Source organism: Aquimixticola soesokkakensis, from assembly GCF_900172375.1.
GTDB classification, from domain to species: Bacteria; Pseudomonadota; Alphaproteobacteria; order Rhodobacterales; family Rhodobacteraceae; genus Aquimixticola; species Aquimixticola soesokkakensis.
This window is the reverse complement of record NZ_FWFS01000007.1, coordinates 177,884-195,951: the sequence shown is the minus strand read 5'-3', so window position 1 is coordinate 195,951 and position 18,068 is coordinate 177,884. Positions and strand designations below refer to the sequence as shown.

The 18,068-nt window shown below is 60.4% G+C and carries 17 protein-coding genes; 11 read left to right on the top strand and 6 right to left on the bottom strand.

What is annotated here, in order from left to right; all coding sequences use genetic code 11:
- The first annotated feature begins 88 nt into the window (after nt 1-88).
- The 4 genes from parE to AQS8620_RS10510 all read left to right on the top strand — a co-directional run bounded on the left by parE (nt 89) and on the right by AQS8620_RS10510 (nt 3,269).
- A complete protein-coding gene (parE, locus tag AQS8620_RS10520) occupies nt 89-2,044 on the top strand; it encodes a DNA topoisomerase IV subunit B (protein WP_085836845.1) in 1,956 nt (651 codons plus the stop codon).
- 32 nt (nt 2,045-2,076) lie between these two features.
- Complete coding sequence (locus tag AQS8620_RS17270; protein ID WP_268805438.1) at nt 2,077-2,211, top strand: hypothetical protein; 135 nt, start codon at nt 2,077-2,079, stop codon at nt 2,209-2,211.
- Nucleotides 2,212-2,299: 88 nt separating this feature from the next.
- Entirely contained in the window at nt 2,300-2,806 is a 507-nt protein-coding gene (locus AQS8620_RS10515) for a restriction endonuclease (RefSeq protein ID WP_085836844.1), read from the top strand.
- Nucleotides 2,807-2,915: 109 nt separating this feature from the next.
- Complete coding sequence (locus AQS8620_RS10510) at nt 2,916-3,269, top strand: RcnB family protein (RefSeq protein ID WP_085836843.1); 354 nt, start codon at nt 2,916-2,918, stop codon at nt 3,267-3,269.
- A 19-nt stretch (nt 3,270-3,288) separates the two neighbouring features.
- Here AQS8620_RS10510 and AQS8620_RS10505 read toward each other — a convergent pair whose 3' ends face one another.
- From AQS8620_RS10505 to proS, 4 genes are all read right to left on the bottom strand, one after another.
- Nucleotides 3,289-3,969, bottom strand: a complete 681-nt coding sequence (locus AQS8620_RS10505; RefSeq protein WP_085836842.1) for an ABC transporter ATP-binding protein — start codon at nt 3,967-3,969, stop codon at nt 3,289-3,291.
- Nucleotides 3,962-5,272 (bottom strand): lipoprotein-releasing ABC transporter permease subunit, encoded by a 1,311-nt coding sequence (locus AQS8620_RS10500; protein ID WP_085836907.1) that lies wholly within the window; start codon nt 5,270-5,272, stop codon nt 3,962-3,964. The genes AQS8620_RS10505 and AQS8620_RS10500 overlap by 8 nt, the downstream gene beginning before the upstream one ends.
- 132 nt (nt 5,273-5,404) lie before the next feature.
- Nucleotides 5,405-5,929: a DUF2937 family protein gene (locus AQS8620_RS10495; RefSeq protein WP_085836841.1), complete on the bottom strand. Its 525-nt coding sequence runs from the start codon at nt 5,927-5,929 to the stop codon at nt 5,405-5,407.
- Between the two features lie 97 nt (nt 5,930-6,026).
- A complete protein-coding gene (proS, locus tag AQS8620_RS10490) occupies nt 6,027-7,364 on the bottom strand; it encodes a proline--tRNA ligase (RefSeq protein WP_085836906.1) in 1,338 nt (445 codons plus the stop codon).
- 166 nt (nt 7,365-7,530) lie between these two features.
- Here proS and AQS8620_RS10485 point away from each other — a divergent pair, with 166 nt between their 5' ends.
- The 6 genes from AQS8620_RS10485 (at nt 7,531) to AQS8620_RS10460 (ending at nt 15,399) form a co-directional block, all read left to right on the top strand.
- A complete protein-coding gene (locus AQS8620_RS10485; protein WP_085836840.1) occupies nt 7,531-7,839 on the top strand; it encodes a hypothetical protein in 309 nt (102 codons plus the stop codon).
- Nucleotides 7,832-9,568: a methyl-accepting chemotaxis protein gene (locus tag AQS8620_RS10480; protein ID WP_085836839.1), complete on the top strand. Its 1,737-nt coding sequence runs from the start codon at nt 7,832-7,834 to the stop codon at nt 9,566-9,568. The genes AQS8620_RS10485 and AQS8620_RS10480 overlap by 8 nt, the downstream gene beginning before the upstream one ends.
- A 171-nt stretch (nt 9,569-9,739) precedes the next feature.
- On the top strand, nt 9,740-10,834 hold the full coding sequence (locus AQS8620_RS10475) for an AI-2E family transporter (RefSeq protein WP_085836905.1): 1,095 nt from the start codon (nt 9,740-9,742) through the stop codon (nt 10,832-10,834).
- A gap of 1 nt (nt 10,835) precedes the next feature.
- Nucleotides 10,836-11,519, top strand: coding sequence for a DnaA/Hda family protein (locus tag AQS8620_RS10470; RefSeq protein WP_085836838.1), 684 nt, complete (start codon nt 10,836-10,838; stop codon nt 11,517-11,519).
- 28 nt (nt 11,520-11,547) lie between these two features.
- Nucleotides 11,548-13,794, top strand: coding sequence for an RNA degradosome polyphosphate kinase (locus tag AQS8620_RS10465; RefSeq protein WP_085836837.1), 2,247 nt, complete (start codon nt 11,548-11,550; stop codon nt 13,792-13,794).
- Between the two features lie 51 nt (nt 13,795-13,845).
- On the top strand, nt 13,846-15,399 hold the full coding sequence (locus tag AQS8620_RS10460) for a Ppx/GppA family phosphatase (RefSeq protein ID WP_085836836.1): 1,554 nt from the start codon (nt 13,846-13,848) through the stop codon (nt 15,397-15,399).
- Between the two features lie 6 nt (nt 15,400-15,405).
- On the opposite strand, the gene AQS8620_RS10455 is transcribed toward AQS8620_RS10460, so the two are convergent.
- Together AQS8620_RS10455 and AQS8620_RS10450 are read right to left on the bottom strand one after the other, a co-directional pair.
- On the bottom strand, nt 15,406-16,089 hold the full coding sequence (locus AQS8620_RS10455) for a J domain-containing protein (RefSeq protein ID WP_085836835.1): 684 nt from the start codon (nt 16,087-16,089) through the stop codon (nt 15,406-15,408).
- A gap of 72 nt (nt 16,090-16,161) precedes the next feature.
- Complete coding sequence (locus AQS8620_RS10450; protein WP_085836834.1) at nt 16,162-16,653, bottom strand: GNAT family N-acetyltransferase; 492 nt, start codon at nt 16,651-16,653, stop codon at nt 16,162-16,164.
- A gap of 163 nt (nt 16,654-16,816) precedes the next feature.
- Here AQS8620_RS10450 and nhaA point away from each other — a divergent pair, with 163 nt between their 5' ends.
- Nucleotides 16,817-18,055 carry a Na+/H+ antiporter NhaA gene (gene nhaA, locus AQS8620_RS10445; protein WP_085836833.1) on the top strand — a complete coding sequence of 413 codons (1,239 nt, stop codon included), beginning with the start codon at nt 16,817-16,819 and terminating at the stop codon, nt 18,053-18,055.
- Nucleotides 18,056-18,068: the final 13 nt, after the last annotated feature.

The window sequence follows — 18,068 nt, the reverse complement described above, 5'->3', positions numbered from 1 at the left end:
GCCACAAAAGCCGGTTCCCTCGGCGCAACGGCGCGACTAGAATGCCCCGACAAAAGTCACAACGACCAGAACGAGAGCGAGCAGCCCGATGTCCGACGATCTCCTTGGCGGCAACACGCCCACCTATGACGCCTCCTCCATCGAAGTCCTCGAAGGGCTGGAACCCGTGCGCAAACGTCCGGGCATGTATATCGGCGGCACGGACGAGCGCGCGCTGCACCACCTTGTGGCGGAAATCCTCGACAACTCGATGGACGAAGCCGTTGCGGGCCATGCCAACCGCATCGAACTGACGCTTCATGCCGATTACTCTGTCACCGTGACCGACAACGGGCGCGGCATCCCGATTGACCCCCACCCCAAATTCCCCGGCAAATCGGCGCTGGAGGTTATCCTCTGCACGCTGCACGCGGGGGGCAAGTTTTCGGGCGATGCCTATGCGACCTCGGGCGGTCTGCACGGCGTCGGCTCGTCTGTGGTAAACGCGCTGTCCGACAGTCTGATCGTGCAGGTCGCCAAGAACAAAGAACTGTTCGAGCAGCGGTTTTCGCGGGGTATCCCCTTGGGGCCAGTGGAAAAAATCGGCGCAGCGCCCAACAAGCGCGGCACCTTTGTCACCTTCCATGCCGACGAGCAAATCTTTGGCAAGCACCGCTTCAAACCCAAGCGGCTGTTCCAACTGGCGCGCTCCAAAGCCTACCTGTTCTCGGGCGTCGAAATCCGCTGGAAATCGGAAATCGACGACTCCGAAACCCCGATGGAGGCCACCTTCCACTTTCCCGGCGGCCTTGCGGATTACCTCAACGAGACCCTCGCAAAATCGACAACCTACGCCGACAAACCCTTTGCGGGCACCGTGGAATTCGGCGCGCGCTTTGGCGTTCCGGGCAAGGTGGAATGGGCGATCAACTGGACGCCCATGCGCGACGGCTTCATCCAGTCCTACTGTAACACCGTGCCCACGCCCGAGGGCGGCACCCACGAACAGGGCTTCTGGGCGGCGATTCTCAAGGGGATTCGCGCCTACGGCGAGCTGACCAACAACCGCAAGGCCAAGGACATCACCCGCGACGACCTGATCGTGGGGGGCTGCGCCTTGGTGTCGTGCTTTATCCGCGAGCCGGAATTTGTCGGCCAGACCAAGGACCGGCTTGCCACGACCGAAGCCGCGCGGCTGGTCGAGGGGGCGGTTCGCGACCACTTTGACAACTGGCTGGCGGCAGATACGAAATCCGCCGGGGCCATTCTGGACTTTCTGATCCTGCGCGCTGAGGAACGCCTGCGGCGGCGTCAGGAAAAGGAAACCCAGCGCAAATCTGCGACCAAAAAGCTGCGCCTGCCGGGCAAGCTGACCGATTGCACGGCCAAAAACCGCGCCAATACCGAGTTGTTCATCGTTGAGGGCGATTCTGCGGGCGGGTCGGCCAAGGGCGCACGCAAGCGCGAAACCCAAGCGCTGCTGCCACTGAAAGGCAAAATCCTGAACGTGCTGGGCGCGGCTTCCGGGAAACTGAGTTCCAATCAGGAAATTTCCGATATTTGCGAAGCACTTGGCGTTGGCATGGGCACCCGTTTCAACGTCGAGGACCTGCGCTACGACAAGATCATCATCATGACCGACGCCGATGTCGATGGCGCGCATATCGCATCGCTGTTGATGACGTTCTTCTTCACGCAAATGCGCCCGCTGATCGACCATGGGCACCTGTACCTTGCCTGTCCGCCCCTGTTCCGCCTGACCCAGGGCGCGCGGCGCGTCTATTGCCTTGACGAGGCGGAAAAAGAGGAATGGCTGAAAAAGGGCTTGGGCGGCAAAGGCAAGATCGACGTCTCGCGGTTCAAGGGGTTGGGCGAAATGGACGCCAAAGACCTGAAGGAAACCACGATGGACCCCGCCTCGCGCAAATTGATCCGCGTGACGATCGACGAGGACGAACCGGGCGAAACCGGTGATCTGGTAGAGCGCCTGATGGGCAAAAAACCGGAACTGCGTTTTCAATACATTCAGGAGAACGCGCAATTCGTCGAAGAGCTTGATGTTTAAACCGTCACGCCTGCTTAAAGAGAGATATGTTGATGCCGGTACCTGACTACCAGACCCTGATGCTGCCGGTCTTAACGCTCTTTGCATCGGGAAAGACCAGCGTCGCTGAGTGTATTCCGGAACTGAAGCTAAAATTCGCCATCACATCGGCGTTGTTGCAAAACTGATGCCTGATGCGTGCTGTCCCCTTCGACTAAAGATCAAATAACGCTCGAAGCTGTTGCCTCGCAAGAGGATCAGACACCCGAAGACGCAATGCAAGCTGCTCACAAGGTTCTAAACGCCGCCTTACGCAATGAATTGCTCGCTGCGCTGCGGCAGGTTTCTCCTATTCGCTTTGAACACCTTATTTTGGACCTGCTGTCACAAATGGGGTTTGGCAAGGGAAAATCCGAGAACCACCGTTTGACCCCCGCCAGTGGGGACGGCGGCATTGATGGCATCATAAACGAGGATGCCCTTGGGTTGGACGCGATCTATATTCAGGCGAAACGCTATGCGCCCGAGAATAAAGTCAGCCGACCTGATATTCAGAAATTCGTCGGTTCGCTGACCGGAGAAAGCGCCACCAAAGGCGTATTCGTCACGACTTCCGATTTTTCAAAGGAAGCCGCGGCCTACATCGACCGTGTTCAACAAAGGATCGTCCTGATTAACGGGCAGCGACTCGCGCAGTTGATGATTGAACACAATGTCGGCGTGCGTCCCAGATCCACGTTTCAAATCAAAACACTCGACGAGGACTACTTCGTCGAACAATAGGGCGCGGATTTCCGTCGCCCCCTCCCCACAATCTAACGTGAAGCCCCCCGCGTGAACCTGTTTGCCCCTGCCCGCGTTGTCTTGACAACTGCATCACAGGAGACCCAGGATGACACGCATTTTCTCAAAGACCGCTCTGGCCGCTGTGCTGGCCGCCGCCACTCTTGCAAGCCCCGTGATGGCCAAGGATAACGGCCATAACAACGGCACGGGTTGGGGTGTGGGCCAAGTGCCTCCCGGTCATCAGAAAAAAGCGGCTGCGGCGCATCACGCGGGCCATGCCAAGGGGGATCACCTGACCAACTATACGGTGATCAACAACTACGCCAACTATGGGCTGAGCAAGCCCCCCCGCGGCTACGAATACGTGCTGTCCGATGGCAACATTTACCAGATCGCCATCGAGACCGCGACAATCGCCGCCACGGTCGGACTCGTGTCCGCCCTTTTGAACGCGAATTAAGGGGCTCAGGCGGGCAGGTTCAGGCGGGGACGATGCGCCCCGCTTCAAGCCGCACCATGCGATCCATGCGCGCGGCAAGGTCAAGGTTGTGCGTGGCGATCAGGGCTGAAAGCCCCGCCTCGCGCACCAGTTTCATCAGCGCTCCAAAGACCAGATCAGAGGTCTCTGGATCGAGGTTGCCTGTCGGCTCATCCGCCAGCAACAGCTTGGGATCATTCGCCAAAGCGCGGCAGTAGGCGACGCGCTGCTGTTCGCCCCCTGACAGTTCCGCGGGGCGGTGGCTGGCGCGATGGGCCACGCCGACACTGTCCAGCAACGCCCGCGCCCGCGCCTCTGCCGCCGCTGTCGCAATCCCGTTCGCAAGCTGGGGCAAGGTCACGTTTTCGAGCGCGGTGAATTCCGGCAAGAGGTGATGGAACTGGTAGATAAACCCCACCTCGCGGCGCCGCATCTGGGTGCGCTTGGCGTCGTTGAGGCCCTGCACGCTGTCACCGCCGATGGACAGATCCCCGCCATCCGCCACGTCCAACAACCCTGCAATCTGCAAAAGCGTGGTTTTGCCCGCCCCCGAGGGGGCGACCAGCGCGACCACCTCGCCTTTGGCGACCGAAAGGTCAATCCCGCGCAGCACGGCAATTTCATTGGGTTTGCCTGCGTTATAGGCTTTAACCAACCCGTTGATCTGCAAAACATTATTCATAGCGCAGGGCCTCGACTGGATTCATGCGGGCCGCGCGACGGGCCGGAAAAATGGTGACGATGAACGACAGGCCAAGTGACAGACCAACCGCCGAGAGCACATCCACAAGCTGCAACTTCGCCGGAAGATTATAGATGCCCCGAATGGACGGGTCCCAAACGCCGCCCCCCGCGACATAGTTCACAAGGCTGAAAATCGGATCGATATAGAGCGCGAAAAGACAGCCCAAAATCACCCCCATCAGCGTGCCCGCCAGCCCCGTAAAGGCCCCGCAGATGAAGAACACCCGCAGCACAGAGCCTTCCGACAGGCCGATCGTGCGCAGGATACCGATGTCGCGCCCTTTGTTTTTCACCAGCATAATCAAACCGCTGACAATGTTCATGGCCGCGATCAGCACCAGAATGGACAGGATGACAAACATCACGTTATCCTCCACGTCGAGGGCGCGCAGAAAACTGCCGGAGGCATCGCGCCACGTCCATAGCAGCGTGCGGTCGCTGCCCGCCATCAGCAGATCCATCATCAGATCGTCGACCTCCTCGGGGTCTTCAACCATGATCTCGATCTCATCCGCCACGCCTTCGCGGTTGAAATAGCTCTGCGCCTCGACAAAGGGCATGTAGAGGCGCGTCTTGTCGATGTCGTAGCGTCCGGCGGTGAAAATATAGACCACCTCGTAGCTCGACACGCGCGGCGCGGTGCCAAAGGCGGTTTTGGCCCCTTCGGGGGAAATCAGTTTGATCCGGTCGCCCACAAACACGCCCAGATCGCGCGCCACACCGGACCCGATGGCGACGCCCGCGTCAAAGCGGTTGATGTCCCCGATGGCTTGATCGCTCTGTGCGATGCGCGGAATGGCTTTGAGGTCATCCAGCGCGATCCCGAAAACCTCGACGCCGGCATTGGCCCCCGATTTGGAGGCCATCACCTGCCCCTTGATCAAAGGGGCCGCGCGGGTCACGCCTTCGACGGCCCCCATCCGGTCCGCCCAGTCGCGATAGTCCGAAATGACCCGCGTTGTCTGGCCTGTCTGCGTCTCGTAGCTGGACGAATAGGCGGTGACATGGGCATTGGCCCCCAGAATTGTGTCAACGAATTCAGCGCGAAAACCTGCCCGCACCGACAGGGTCGCAATCAGGGCAAAGACCGCCAACGTGATCCCCGCCAGCGAGATCCACGTCATCACGGAAACGCCGCCTTCGGCACGGCGCGCGCGCAAATACCGCCACGCGATGAGCCATTCAAACCCCGCAAAGGGCGGCGGTGCCTTGGGCGGCTTTTCAGAGGTGGGTTGATCCACGCGGGACTCCTTGGCGACGGAAAAAGGGGAGGAATGATCGCGCCGGACAGTGGCCGCAAGGCCGCCCAAGGTCAAGCAACCTCGCCCCTTGCCCCGCCAACGTTGCCGTGAGAGCGCCAAGGGGCGCGCGCCTCAGGCGTGAAAATCCAGCTTTGTGCCCTGTGCGCGCCGCGTCGGGCGGCGAAAGGGCCAGAGCAGGAATTTCAGCATCAGATAGGCCAGAACATAGCCCCCGATCAGCCCCGCAAACCCCGCCAACAGCCCTTCAACGCTGAGCGGCAGCGCGGGGCGAAAATCGCGCCAGGTGGCGACGGCCAACTCGCTGTCTGCCACGCGTTGGGGCATGGCAAGGCGGGCCATCGCGCTTGCGCTGCGCAACTCGTCGAGGTCCTGTGCAAGCTGTTCCTGACGGGCGATGGTCGCGCGGATATCGCGCCGACGCGCGTCCAGAAACGGCGTGCCGCCCATCTCCGCCAAGGCTTCGTCGCGACTCATGTCTTCGCGCCGCGCCGAGCGGTCGAAATCGGCCACCACAGAGGCAAGCGCCGACACCTGCCCGCCCAATCGTTGCGTATATTGCTGTGTAAATTCAGGATATTGTGACAACAGGGCCGCGCCAAATAGCCCGCCTGCAAATGCCAATGCCCGCATGATCATGCTCTGCCCCTTTTTGGCAAAGCCTACACCCGCGCGGACCGGCCTCTCAACCGGTCCGGCGATTTATGTGCTGAACGCGCAAAAACCCGCCGCGGCCTTACAGCGTGGCGTAGCGTTTTGCGATCGTTTCGACCGCCAGTTCCGGCGTCATTTCTTCGCTTTCGCCGCTGCGGCGCGAGGTTACTTCGACCACACCGTTTTTCAACCCGCGCGGCCCCACCGTGATGCGCCACGGCAGACCGATCAGATCCATCGTTGCGAACTTGCCGCCGGCGCGCTCCTTGCGGTCGTCATAGAGCGGCTCGAGGCCCAGCGCGCTAAAGCTTTTGTACAGCGCATCGCAGGCCGCATCGGCCTCTGCGTCGCCCTGTTTGAGGTTCACGATGCCGACGGGGAAAGGCGTGACACCTTCGGGCCAGATGATGCCTTTCTCGTCGTGGTTCGCTTCGATCAGCGCGCCCAGAAGGCGGCTTACGCCAATGCCGTGGCTGCCCATTTGCACGGGCACGCGCTCGCCCTTGTCATTGACGACCAGCGCGCCCATCGACTCGGAATATTTGGTCCCAAAGAAGAAGATCTGGCCGACTTCGATGCCGCGCGCCACGCGGCGGCGGTCTTCGGGAACCTGCGCAAACAGGTCCGCATCATGGGTCTCGTCGGTGCGTGCGTAGCGGGAGGTGAATTCCTCCATGACCGCGCGGCATTGATCAACATCATCATAGGCAATGTCGCGCTGTCCCAATTTGATATCGGTGACGGCAGAATCGTAGAACACTTCGCTTTCACCTGTCTCGGCGAGCACAAGGAATTCATGGGTATCATCGCCGCCGATGGGGCCGGAATCCGCGCGCATCGGGATTGCTTGCAGGCCCATCCGCTCGTAGGTCCGCAGATAGCTTACAAGGTGGCGATTGTAGGAATGCAGCCCGTCTTCGACGGTCAAATCAAAGGTATAACCGTCTTTCATCAGGAATTCGCGGCCGCGCATCACGCCGAAACGGGGGCGGACCTCGTCGCGGAATTTCCACTGGATTTGATAGAGCGTCATCGGCAGGTCTTTGTAGGACCCGACATGAGACCGAAACACATCCGTGATCATTTCCTCATTCGTCGGCCCATAGAGCATATCACGCCCCTGACGGTCGGTGATGCGCAGCATTTCCTCGCCATAGTCATCATAGCGCCCGCTTTCGCGCCACAAATCCGCAGATTGCAACGTCGGCATCAGCATCGGAATATGGCCGGCGCGCTGCTGTTCCTCGTGCACGATACGCTCGATATTCTTGAGCACACGGTATCCCAGCGGCAACCAGGAATAGATGCCCGCCGATTGCTGGCGAATCATGCCTGCGCGCAACATCAAGCGATGTGAAGCGATCGTCGCATCCGAGGGTGTTTCTTTCAAAACGGGTAAAAAGTAGCGCGACAACCGCATGGGCAGGTCCATTCGAAATAGAGGTCTAACCCCTGTTCTCTAAGGGAATTCGCCCGCGCGGGCAAGGCGAGGCGACGCAAGCGGCACCAAAGCCGTTTCGCGGCATTCGCTTTAACGGCTTGGCAAGGGTCTTGGGCTATCCAGAGGGGAACGAGGAACGGAACCCATGCAGTCACTTTTGATCGGTCTTGTTGCGCTATGCAGCATTTGTATTGCGCCGCTCAGCCTTGTGCTGGGTCCGGTCAGCGGTGCCGATATCGTCGTGGTCGTCGCCCCCCCGTGGCGCGACATCGACCGCGTTGTGAGCCAGGCAGGCGGCGCTGTCGTCGGTCCGCTGCGCGCGCCCTTTGCGGTGCTGGCGCAGTTCGACGCCCCGATCGACGCACATATCACAGCACTGGCGCGCGCCGCAGGTGCCTGGACCCTTCTTGACGGCGATACACTTGCCAGCATCTGCGGAGAGCCGAATGTCTGAACCCAACCTATCCCTTGCGAACCTGCAAACCGACGCCGTGCGCTTTTTGTCCAAAGCCACGATCGCAGCCAGCGTTGCGATCGCGCTGTTTGTCTGGGCTGAGGGGGGGCATCTCGCGATTGCGCTCGGCGGCGGGGCCCTGTTCAGCGCCCTTGCGTTTCTCAGCACGCGTCTGGCAAATCAGCGCCTGGCGCGCATCACCGTGTCGCAGGCGCTTGTGGGCACCGCCATTACGATGAACGCGGCGCTGATTGGCAATGCCATGCAGCTCGACAGCCATATGTTCTATTTCGCCGTTCTGGCGATGATCGTGATGACCAACGGGTTGCGGGCCTTGCTGATCGCGGCCGCGACCATTGCCGTGCATCACGTCGTGCTGACGCTGGTCTTTCCGCACCTCGTCTATCCCTCGCAGGATCTGATGCTCAACATCCAGCGCAGCGTCTTTCACGCGGTCATTGTGGTGATCGAAACCGGTGTGCTGGCCTATATGATCATCCGGCGCACCCAGACCGACGCCGCTCTGGCCGCAGCCCATGCGCAGGCCCAGGATGCCATTGCCCAGGCGCAAAATGCTTTGGCCGATGCCCAGGCCCAGCGCAGCGCCGCCGAAGCCGCCCTGCAAGAGGCAGAGCGCGCGCGCATGACCTCCGAACAGGCACATCAGGCCACAGAGGCCGCGCATGAACAGGCCCGCGTCACCGAAGAAGAAAAGCGCGCCACGGAAGCCGCCGCAAATCAGGCCCGCTCTGAGCGCGAAGCCCAGCTTCAGCGACTGGTAAGCGTCTTTCGCCACCACCTTGCACAGCTGGCCACCGGCGATGTGTCCTCGCGCATTTCCCAAGACCTTGGCCCCGATTACCGCGATCTGCGCGACAGCTATAACGAGGCCTGCGCCCGTCTCGAAACGGCCCTGAGCGAAGTCCAATCGCAAACGGAAACCATCCAGAACCAGTCGCGCGAAATTTCCTCCTCGGCCAATGATCTCTCGGGGCGCACCGAACGTCAGGCCGCCACGCTCGCACAGATTGCCGCCTCGCTTGACCAGCTGACGCGCACGATTCAAAGCGTTGCGCGCGACTCAAACGATGCGCAAACCTTGGCCGAAACAACATCCTCGGACGCCAATGAGGGCACCGAAATTATGACCCGCGCCGTGCGCGCGATGCAGGAAATCGAATCCTCCTCGATGGAAATCCAGAAGATCACCGGCGTGATTGACGATATCGCCTTTCAAACCAACCTCTTGGCGCTCAATGCCGGTGTCGAGGCCGCGCGGGCGGGCGAAGCGGGCCGTGGCTTTGCCGTCGTCGCCTCCGAAGTGCGCGCCCTTGCACAGCGCTCCTCGGATGCCGCGCGCGAAATAAACGGGTTGATCAACTCCTCGGTCACCCAAGTGGCCAATGGCGCCAAGGTGGTCAACCAGACCGGCGATGCGCTGACGGGCATTCAGGCGTCGGTCGATAAAATCACCTCCCGCCTGCGCTCGATTGCCGAAAGCACCTCCGATCAGTCGCAAGGAATCTCAGAGGTCAATGACGCGATTTCCAAACTCGAAGCCGTCACGCAGCAAAACGCCGCAATGTTCGAGGAAACCACCGCCGCGAACGGGCTTTTGTTCAAGGGCACTGCCGAACTTGCCGATCTCGTTGCGACCTTCAACACCAGCGGCGTGCCCTCCGCCGGTGCCCCGCCAAGCGATTTTGCCCGGCCCCGCCTTGCCTCGTAAGGACGCCTTCTGAGGAGGCGGAACAGCCTGCCAACGGGGCACGGCTTGCCGCACCTGCCAAAACGACACAGCACAAACGGCACACCGCCACTGGCCCGACGCGAGCATTTGCTTGAAGTCATCCCCCGCCACTGCAATATGCAAGGGGAATGCAAAAAGGGGCTTTACGCGATGCCGGTGAAAAACCAACTCAAATATTGGGGACTGGCCGCGCTTGTTTTCCTTGTGGTGCTCTGGGTTCTGGGCGGGGTGATCCTTCCCTTCATCATCGCCATGGCGGTTGCCTATATGCTTGATCCGGTCGCTGACCGTTTGGAACAAATCGGGTTTAGCCGGATTTTGGCCACGGTCACGATCACGCTTGTCGCCATCGTCCTCTTTATCCTTGCCGCCTTGCTGATTGTGCCCACGTTGATCCAGCAAGCCGGCGAATTGATCCAAACCGCGCCAAGCCTGTTTTCGCAATTGCAGGCCTTTCTGGTCGCACGGTTTCCCGAGCTACTCGATCAAGGCAGCCAGTTGCGCCAGACCCTTGAAAGCATCGGCGCGACGATCCAGTCAAAGGGCGGCGAGGTATTGAACGGTGTTCTCAGCTCGGCCATGTCCCTGCTCAACGTGGTGGTGCTGCTCGTGCTCGTTCCTGTTATCACCTTCTATTTGTTGATGGATTGGGACCGTATGGTCGCGCGCATCGATAGTCTTCTGCCACGCGACCACGCGCCCACAATCCGCGGCCTCGCACATGACATCGACAAAACGCTGGCCTCCTTCATTCGCGGCCAAGGCACAGTATGCCTGATTTTGGGCACGTTCTACGCCGTCTCGCTGATGCTCTTGGGCCTGCAATTCGGCCTTGTTGCGGGCGCCGTTGCGGGGGCGCTGACATTCATTCCCTATGTCGGGGCGATCGTCGGGGGCGGCCTGTCCATCGGCCTTGCGCTCTTCCAGTTCTGGGGCGAATGGGGCATGATCGCCGCCGTGATCGCGGTTTTTGCCTTTGGACAATTCGTGGAGGGCAACATCCTGACCCCCAAATTGGTGGGCACGTCCATTGGTCTCCATCCCGTCTGGCTGATTTTTGCGCTTTCGGCTTTTGGCACCTTGTTCGGCTTTGTCGGGATGCTGGTCGCGGTACCGGTCGCCGCCTCGCTTGGCGTTGTCGCGCGTTTTTTTATCGACCGCTACAAAGACAGCCGCCTCTACAACGGGATCAGCGCCGATATGACCGAAGAGTCGCAAGAATTTCTACACGACACGGATATCTGACATGAACCGCCAGCTTGTTTTCGATCTGCCGGTGCGCGAAGCGCTCGGGCTGGAGGATTTCTTTGTCTCCCCCTCCAACAGCCTTGCGCTGGCCGCGCTGGAAGGCTGGCAAAACTGGCCATCGGGCAAGCTGGCACTCATTGGACCAGAGGGCGCGGGCAAAACACATCTGGCACATGTTTGGGCAAGCGATACCGGCGCTCAAATCATTTCAGCACAAAGCCTGATCCATGCCGAAATCCCTGCCCTCTCGGCCAAACGCTATGTCGTCGTGGAAGATTTACAAAAGCTCGCAGGCCGTCAAAGCGAGGAAGCCCTCTTTCATCTGCACAACCTCGTGTTGGCCGAGGGCGGGCGGCTGTTGTTCACCGCCACCTCTGCCCCCGCGCGCTGGCTGTTGAGCCTGCCGGACCTGCGCAGCCGGATGGAAGGCACCTCGGTCGCGCGCATCGACGCCCCCGATGACAAGCTGCTCGCCGCGATGCTTGCCAAACAGTTCAACGATCGCCAAAGCGTGGTGCCCAACACCTTGATCCCCTACATCGTGCCCCGCATGGAACGCAGCGCCCGCGATGCACGCCGCATCGTCGAGGCGCTCGACGCCCAGGCCGTTGCCGAGCGGCGGCCGATATCTGTGCAAATGGCGGGCAAGCTGCTGGACAATCTGGCCAGCGACGCAGAATAATCCCCGCGAGGATGCGTGAAGAGACCCCATGACTGAAACCGATTTCCTGTCAGCGCCGTTTCCCGCCCCCGTCAGCCTGTCCGCCGCCAAGCGCACCGGCCCAAGACGGTTTTTCAACCGTGAACTCAGCTGGCTGGCGTTCAATTGGCGCGTGCTGGAAGAAGCCGAAAACCCCCGCGTGCCGCTGTTGGAGCGCCTGCGGTTCGTGTCGATTTCTGCGACCAATCTGGACGAATTTTACACGGTCCGGGTCGCAGGGCTTCGTGAATTGGCCCATGCGGGCAACACCAACCCCGCTGCGGACGGGCGCACCCCTGCCGAACAGCTGCGTTTGATCCGGCTTGAGGCCCGCCGCCTGATGGCCGCTCAATTGCGGACATGGTTTCGCATCAAACGCGAAATGGAAGCGGCAGGTATTTCAATCCTCACCCTGTCCAAGCTGAACAAGGGCGACCAGAAACATCTTGCGCATTTGTTCATGGATCAGGTCTTTCCGGTGCTCTCGCCGCTGGCCATCGACCCTGCGCATCCCTTTCCCTTCATTCCCAACACCGGCTATGTTCTGGCCTTGCAAATGGAGCGCGTCACCGACGGGCGCGGCTTGCAGGCACTCTTGCCGATCCCCGCGCAAATCCCACGGTTTGTGCGCCTGCCCGACAAACGCGGCAAAGCCCGTTTTCTGCCGCTTGAGGATCTGTTGCTGCTCAACGCCGATGTGCTGTTCCCGGGCTACAGTGTCACGGGGTCTTGTACCTTTCGCGTGCTGCGCGACAGCGATCTGGAGGTCGAGGACGAGGCGGAGGACCTTGTGCGCGAATTCGAGGTCGCCCTGAAACGGCGCCGGCGCGGCGAGGTGGTGCGCCTCAAGATATCATCCAACGCACCGGACTTGCTTGCGGATGTGATCAAACAGGAACTCAACGTTAGCGAAGACGAAGTCATCCCCGTCCACGGCATGATCGGTCTGGCCGACCTCAAGGAACTGGTGCTCGACGAGCGGCGGGACCTGCAATGGCCCGCCTATGCGCCGCGCGTCCCCGAACGGGTGCAGGATCACGAGGGGGATATGTTTGCCGCAATCCGTCAAAAGGATATGCTGCTGCATCACCCCTATGAGACCTTCGATCTGGTCATCCGCTTTCTCAAACAGGCGGCAAATGACCCCGATGTGGTCGCGATCAAACAGACGCTCTATCGCACCTCACAAGACAGCCCCATCGTCGCCGCTTTGTGCGAGGCCGCAGAAAACGGCAAGACCGTCACCGCCCTTGTCGAGCTGAAGGCGCGCTTTGACGAAGCCGCAAATATCCGCCAATCGCGCCGACTCGAACGCGCAGGTGCCCATGTTACCTACGGGTTTACCAGCTACAAAACCCACGCAAAAATATCCACCGTGGTGCGGCGTGAAGGCACGCAGCTGGTGACCTACACCCATTACGGCACAGGAAACTATCACCCGATTACGGCGCGGATTTACACCGACCTCAGCTTTTTCACCTGTGATGCGGCACTGGGGCGCGATGCGACCAAAGTGTTCAACTATGTAGGCGGCTATGCGCCCCCGGCCGCGCTGGAAAATCTGTCCATTTCGCCCCTAAGCCTGAAAGCCGACATCATCGCATGTATCGCCCATGAGGCGGATCTGGCGCGCGCGGGCAAACCCGCCGCGATCTGGGTCAAAATGAATTCCCTGATGGAACCGGACGTGATCGATGCGCTCTACGGCGCGTCACAGGCCGGCGTCAAAATCGAGCTGGTGATCCGCGGCATTTGTGGCGTGCGGCCGGGGGTCAAAGGCCTTTCGGAAAACATCCGCGTCAAATCCGTTGTGGGCCGGTTTTTGGAACATTCGCGCATTGCCTGCTTTGGCAATGGCGGCGGGTTGCCGTCGAAAAAGGCGCGGGTGTTCATATCCTCTGCGGATTGGATGGGCCGCAACCTGAACCGCCGCGTCGAGACGCTGGTGGAAATCACCAACCCCACCGTCAAGGCGCAGATCGTCGACCAGATCATGGCGGCCAACATGCATGACGTGGCGCAAAGCTGGGTACTGCGGCCCGATGGCAAATGGGAACGGCCCGCCGAGGCCATGCAAGGCCATCCGTTTTCCTGCCACCGCTTTTTCATGGAACATCCCTCGCTGTCGGGGCGCGGGTCGGCGGGTGTGGGCGATGTCCCCGCCCTCACCCACAGCCACGATCCCGCCAGTGCCCCTGCCACCGGGGCGCCGCCCCCGTCATCGCCCCCGTCACCGCCCACCAAAGCGTCGGATTGACCTTGCGCCAGTGGCGCGCTTAACGTCGACAGCAATGAACAGGAATCACCCGTGACCAGCCAGACCGAACCCGAAACGCCGACCAGCGGCGAAGATTGGGGGCCCTTCGGTCGCCCGCTTTTTCTCGATGAAAGCGCGCGCGCCCTGTCGCGCGTGGGCGTGGTCGATGTCGGCTCCAATTCGGTGCGGATGGTGGTCTTTGACGGCGCGGCGCGCTCACCCGCCTATTTTTACAATGAAAAAATCCTCTGTGGGCTTGGCGCGGGACTGGGCGAAACCGGTCATCTCAACCCCGAAGGCAAACGCCGCGCCATGGCCGCGCTCAAGCGGTTTCAAAAGCTGGCCGAAGGGATGGGCATTCCACCGCTCACCGCTGTTGCGACCGCCGCCATGCGCGAAGCCTCTGATGGCCCTGCCTTTCGCGAGGAGATTTTGCGCGAGACGGGCCTGCCGCTTTGGGTGATCGACGGCGAAGAGGAGGCCCGCCTGTCCGCGCAGGGCGTACTGTTGGGCTGGCCCGAAGCCGACGGGTTGATTTGCGACATCGGCGGCTCGTCCATGGAGCTTGCCGAATTGCACGCAGGCCATGTCGGCAAACGGGTGACTTCCCCCCTTGGCCCCCTAAAACTGCAAGACATAAAAGGCGGGCGCAAAGGGCTAAAGACCCATATCAAACCCATTATCGACGGCCTCGCCGACACGATGGGCACTGATAACAAACGTATTTTTCTGGTGGGCGGCTCGTGGCGCGCGATTGCCCGCATCGACATGGAACGGCGCGGCTATCCGCTGCATGTTTTACATGAATACCGGATTTCGCGCAAAAGCCTTTCGGCCACGTTGAAGTTTATCCGCGCATCGAACATGGACGAGCTGCGCGCCAAGACCGGCACTTCGGCCGCGCGGATGGCATTGGTGCCGCTGGCCGCGGAGGTCCTTGGACAGCTTGTCACCACTTTCAAACCCAAGGAAATCTGCATTTCTTCCTATGGCATCCGCGAGGGGTTGCTGTACGAACAAATGCCCGCGCGCGCCCGCGCGCGTGATCCGCTGATCGAATCCTGCCGCTTTGCCGAAATGAAAGACGCGCGCAATCCGGGCTTTGGCAAAAAGCTCTTTGCGTTTATCTCTCCGATTTTCAAATCCGCCTCAGAGGACCAAAAGCGCCTCGTGAAGGCAGCCTGCCTGTTGCATGACGTGACGTGGCGGGCCCATCCCGACTATCGCGCGGAAGTCTGTTTTGACAATGCGACCCGCGCCAACCTGGGCGGTCTCGACCACGAGGAGCGCATCTTTTTAGGTCTGGCGCTGCTGCATCGCTACAAGAATTCGCGCGATGGCACCCCCTTTGAATCCCTCATCGCCCTGCTCGACCCGACCGCGATCAAGCGGGCGGAAGTCTTGGGAAAAGCGATGCGGTTTGGCGCGATGTTTGCCTGCGACGATCCCGAAGCAATGGCGAACATCCAGTTGTTTCCAAAGAAAAAAGTTCTGCGCTTGGTGCTCTCGGCGGAGGCGCGTGATCTCTTTGGCGAGGTGACACTGGCGCGCTTCAATTCCTTGGCAAACGCGCTTTCGGTGACGCCAGAAATCATCCAGCGCTAAAGATGCTCAGGCGGCGTGAACCGCCTCGATCTCTTCCCAAGCGGCATTGAGTTTGGCCATGCGATCATTGGCCATGCGCACCGCCTCTTCGGGAACCCCGCGCGCAATCATCCGGTCAGGATGGCTGTCGATGACCGCTGCATGCCAGGCACGTTTGATCTGGGCGAGGTTCATGTCGGGGCTCACGCCCAAGACCGCGTAGGGATCGGGGGTGGCATCGGGCACCAGCCGCGCGCGCATCGCGCGAAATTTCACCTCGGGGATGGCGAAAATCTCGGCCACCCGCGCCAGATAGGCATCTTCGGCTTCGTGATAATCGCCATCGGCCAGCGCGATGTGGAACAAACCTTCGAGCAGATCACACAGGGGCGCGCAGTCGTCCCCGAACATGCGTTTGACAGAGCGCGCGTAGTCCTCGAACCCCGCCACATCGTGGCGCGCAAGATTGAACACCCGCGCCGCTGCCGCCTCATCCGCAGGCGCAATCGCAAAGACCTCACGAAAGGCGGTGACTTCGGCGCGGGTCACCTGCCCGTCGGCCTTGGCCATTTTCGCGCCCAAACCGATCACGGCAATGGCAAAGCCCACCCGTTTTTCAGGGGCATTGCGCAGTTTCTCAAACACCATCGACAGGCTTTCGCCTGCGCGCAGCGCTGCAATTGCGTCCAATATGCGGGTCCAAATCGACATGGGCGCTACCTTAGACTGCCCGACGCCGACTGTCAGCCCGCGCAATGACGCCATCACAAAAACAAGCTGTGATCAGAGGAATTTCTGCATGAATTGCAGGTCCAGCCAGCGCCCGAATTTATAGCCCGACTGCGCGACAAGGCCGGATTTCTCAAAGCCAAGCGCTTGATGGAAGGCAATAGACCCGATGTTTTGCGCATCAATCCCTGCAATCAGGGAGTGGATATCATGGCGGCGCGCGTGCTCTTCCAGCCGATGCATCAACGCCCGCCCAGCCCCTTTGCCCTGCGCAACAGGGGCCAGATAAACCGAATGTTCCATCGTAAAGCGATAGCCGGAATTCCCAGCGCGAAACTGATCGTAAGTGGCATAGCCCGCGCAAATCCCGTCGATCTCGGCCACCACAAACGGGCGGTCGGCCTCTGCACGGGCGGCAATCATCGCGCGCCACCCCTCCGGCGAACGCTCTTCGTCGGAAAATGAGGCGGTGGTCTCGCGGATCACAGGCGCCATGATCGCCCGCAGGGCCTCAATATCGCGCGTTTGAACATCTCTGATCAGCATCGTGTCATTCTTTCCGGCTCTCGTGCCCTGCGCACACACATGTGCGGCCTAAAATTTCCCATCGGTGCAAATCTGCACATCTCAACCTGCGCGAAGGGCGTTGAATTTCAACGCCATTCGGCCATTTTGCAGTGCAACAAAATAGAGAAAGATCCCAAATACAATGCTCCTTCGTTCCCTTGAGGATTTTTTCGACAGCGACACAGCCGGCGGCCTTGTGCTTGTCGCTTCAGCCGTTGCGGCGCTCGCCATCGCCAACTCGTCGCTCTACCCCTATTACGAGGGGCTTTTATCGGCACCTTTCACCATCGCCCTCGGGGATGCGGAGCTTTCCAAGTCGTTGTTATTGTGGATCAACGACGGGTTAATGGCGGTGTTTTTCCTGCTTGTGGGCCTGGAATTGAAACGCGAGCGCCTAGAAGGAAAACTGCGCAACCCGTCAGATATCGTCCTGCCCGGCGTCGCCGCCTTGGGTGGGATGATGGTGCCCGCGCTGATCTTTGCCGCCATAAATTGGCATAGCGCCGATACGCTGTCGGGCTGGGCCATCCCTTCGGCCACCGACATCGCATTCGCGGTGGGCGTCATGGCCTTGGTGGGACAACGGCTGCCCGGGTCCTTGCGGGTGTTTTTGCTGACGCTCGCCATCCTTGACGACCTCGGCGCCATTCTCATCATCGCGTTTTTCTATGCCAGCGATTTGCAGGTCGATTACCTGTTCCTAGCGATCATCCCGTTGTTTTTCATGTGGTATCTCAACCGCGCAGCGATCCACCGTCCCGCGTTGATCATCATGCTTGGCATCGTTCTTTGGGTGTTGATCTTACAGTCGGGAATCGAGGCGACCTTGGCGGGTGTGATCACCGCCTTCTTCATCCCCATGCGCGACAAATGGGGCAAATCGCCGGCCCATGCGCTTGAAAATGCGCTCTCGCCCTATGTGTTTTTCCTGATTGTCCCGATTTTCGTTCTGGCCAATGCAGGAGTCGTTTTGAGCGGCTTTCGCTGGTCCATCTACGGCAATCCGATCGTGCTTGGCGTCGCTTTGGGCCTCTTTGTGGGCAAGCAGCTCGGGGTGTTTGGCACCACGTGGTTGCTGATCAAATTCGGGATCGCCCGCAAGCCCTTTGGCGCAACATGGCGGCAGGTTTACGGCGTCGCGGTGCTGGCGGGGATCGGCTTTACCATGTCGCTGTTCATCGGCGGGCTCTCCTATTCAAGCACCGACCTTATGAACCAAGTGCGCATCGGTGTGCTGACAGGCTCGATCGGTTCCGCCGTGATCGGCTATCTGATCCTGCGCCTTGCCCCTCTCAGCCAAGAACAGCAGGCCGCCATCGCGCGCGGCGAAACAGAGGCACGGCTGGACATCGAACCGCAACGCCAACATGAAAGCGCCTGAGCCCGTAGGGCGG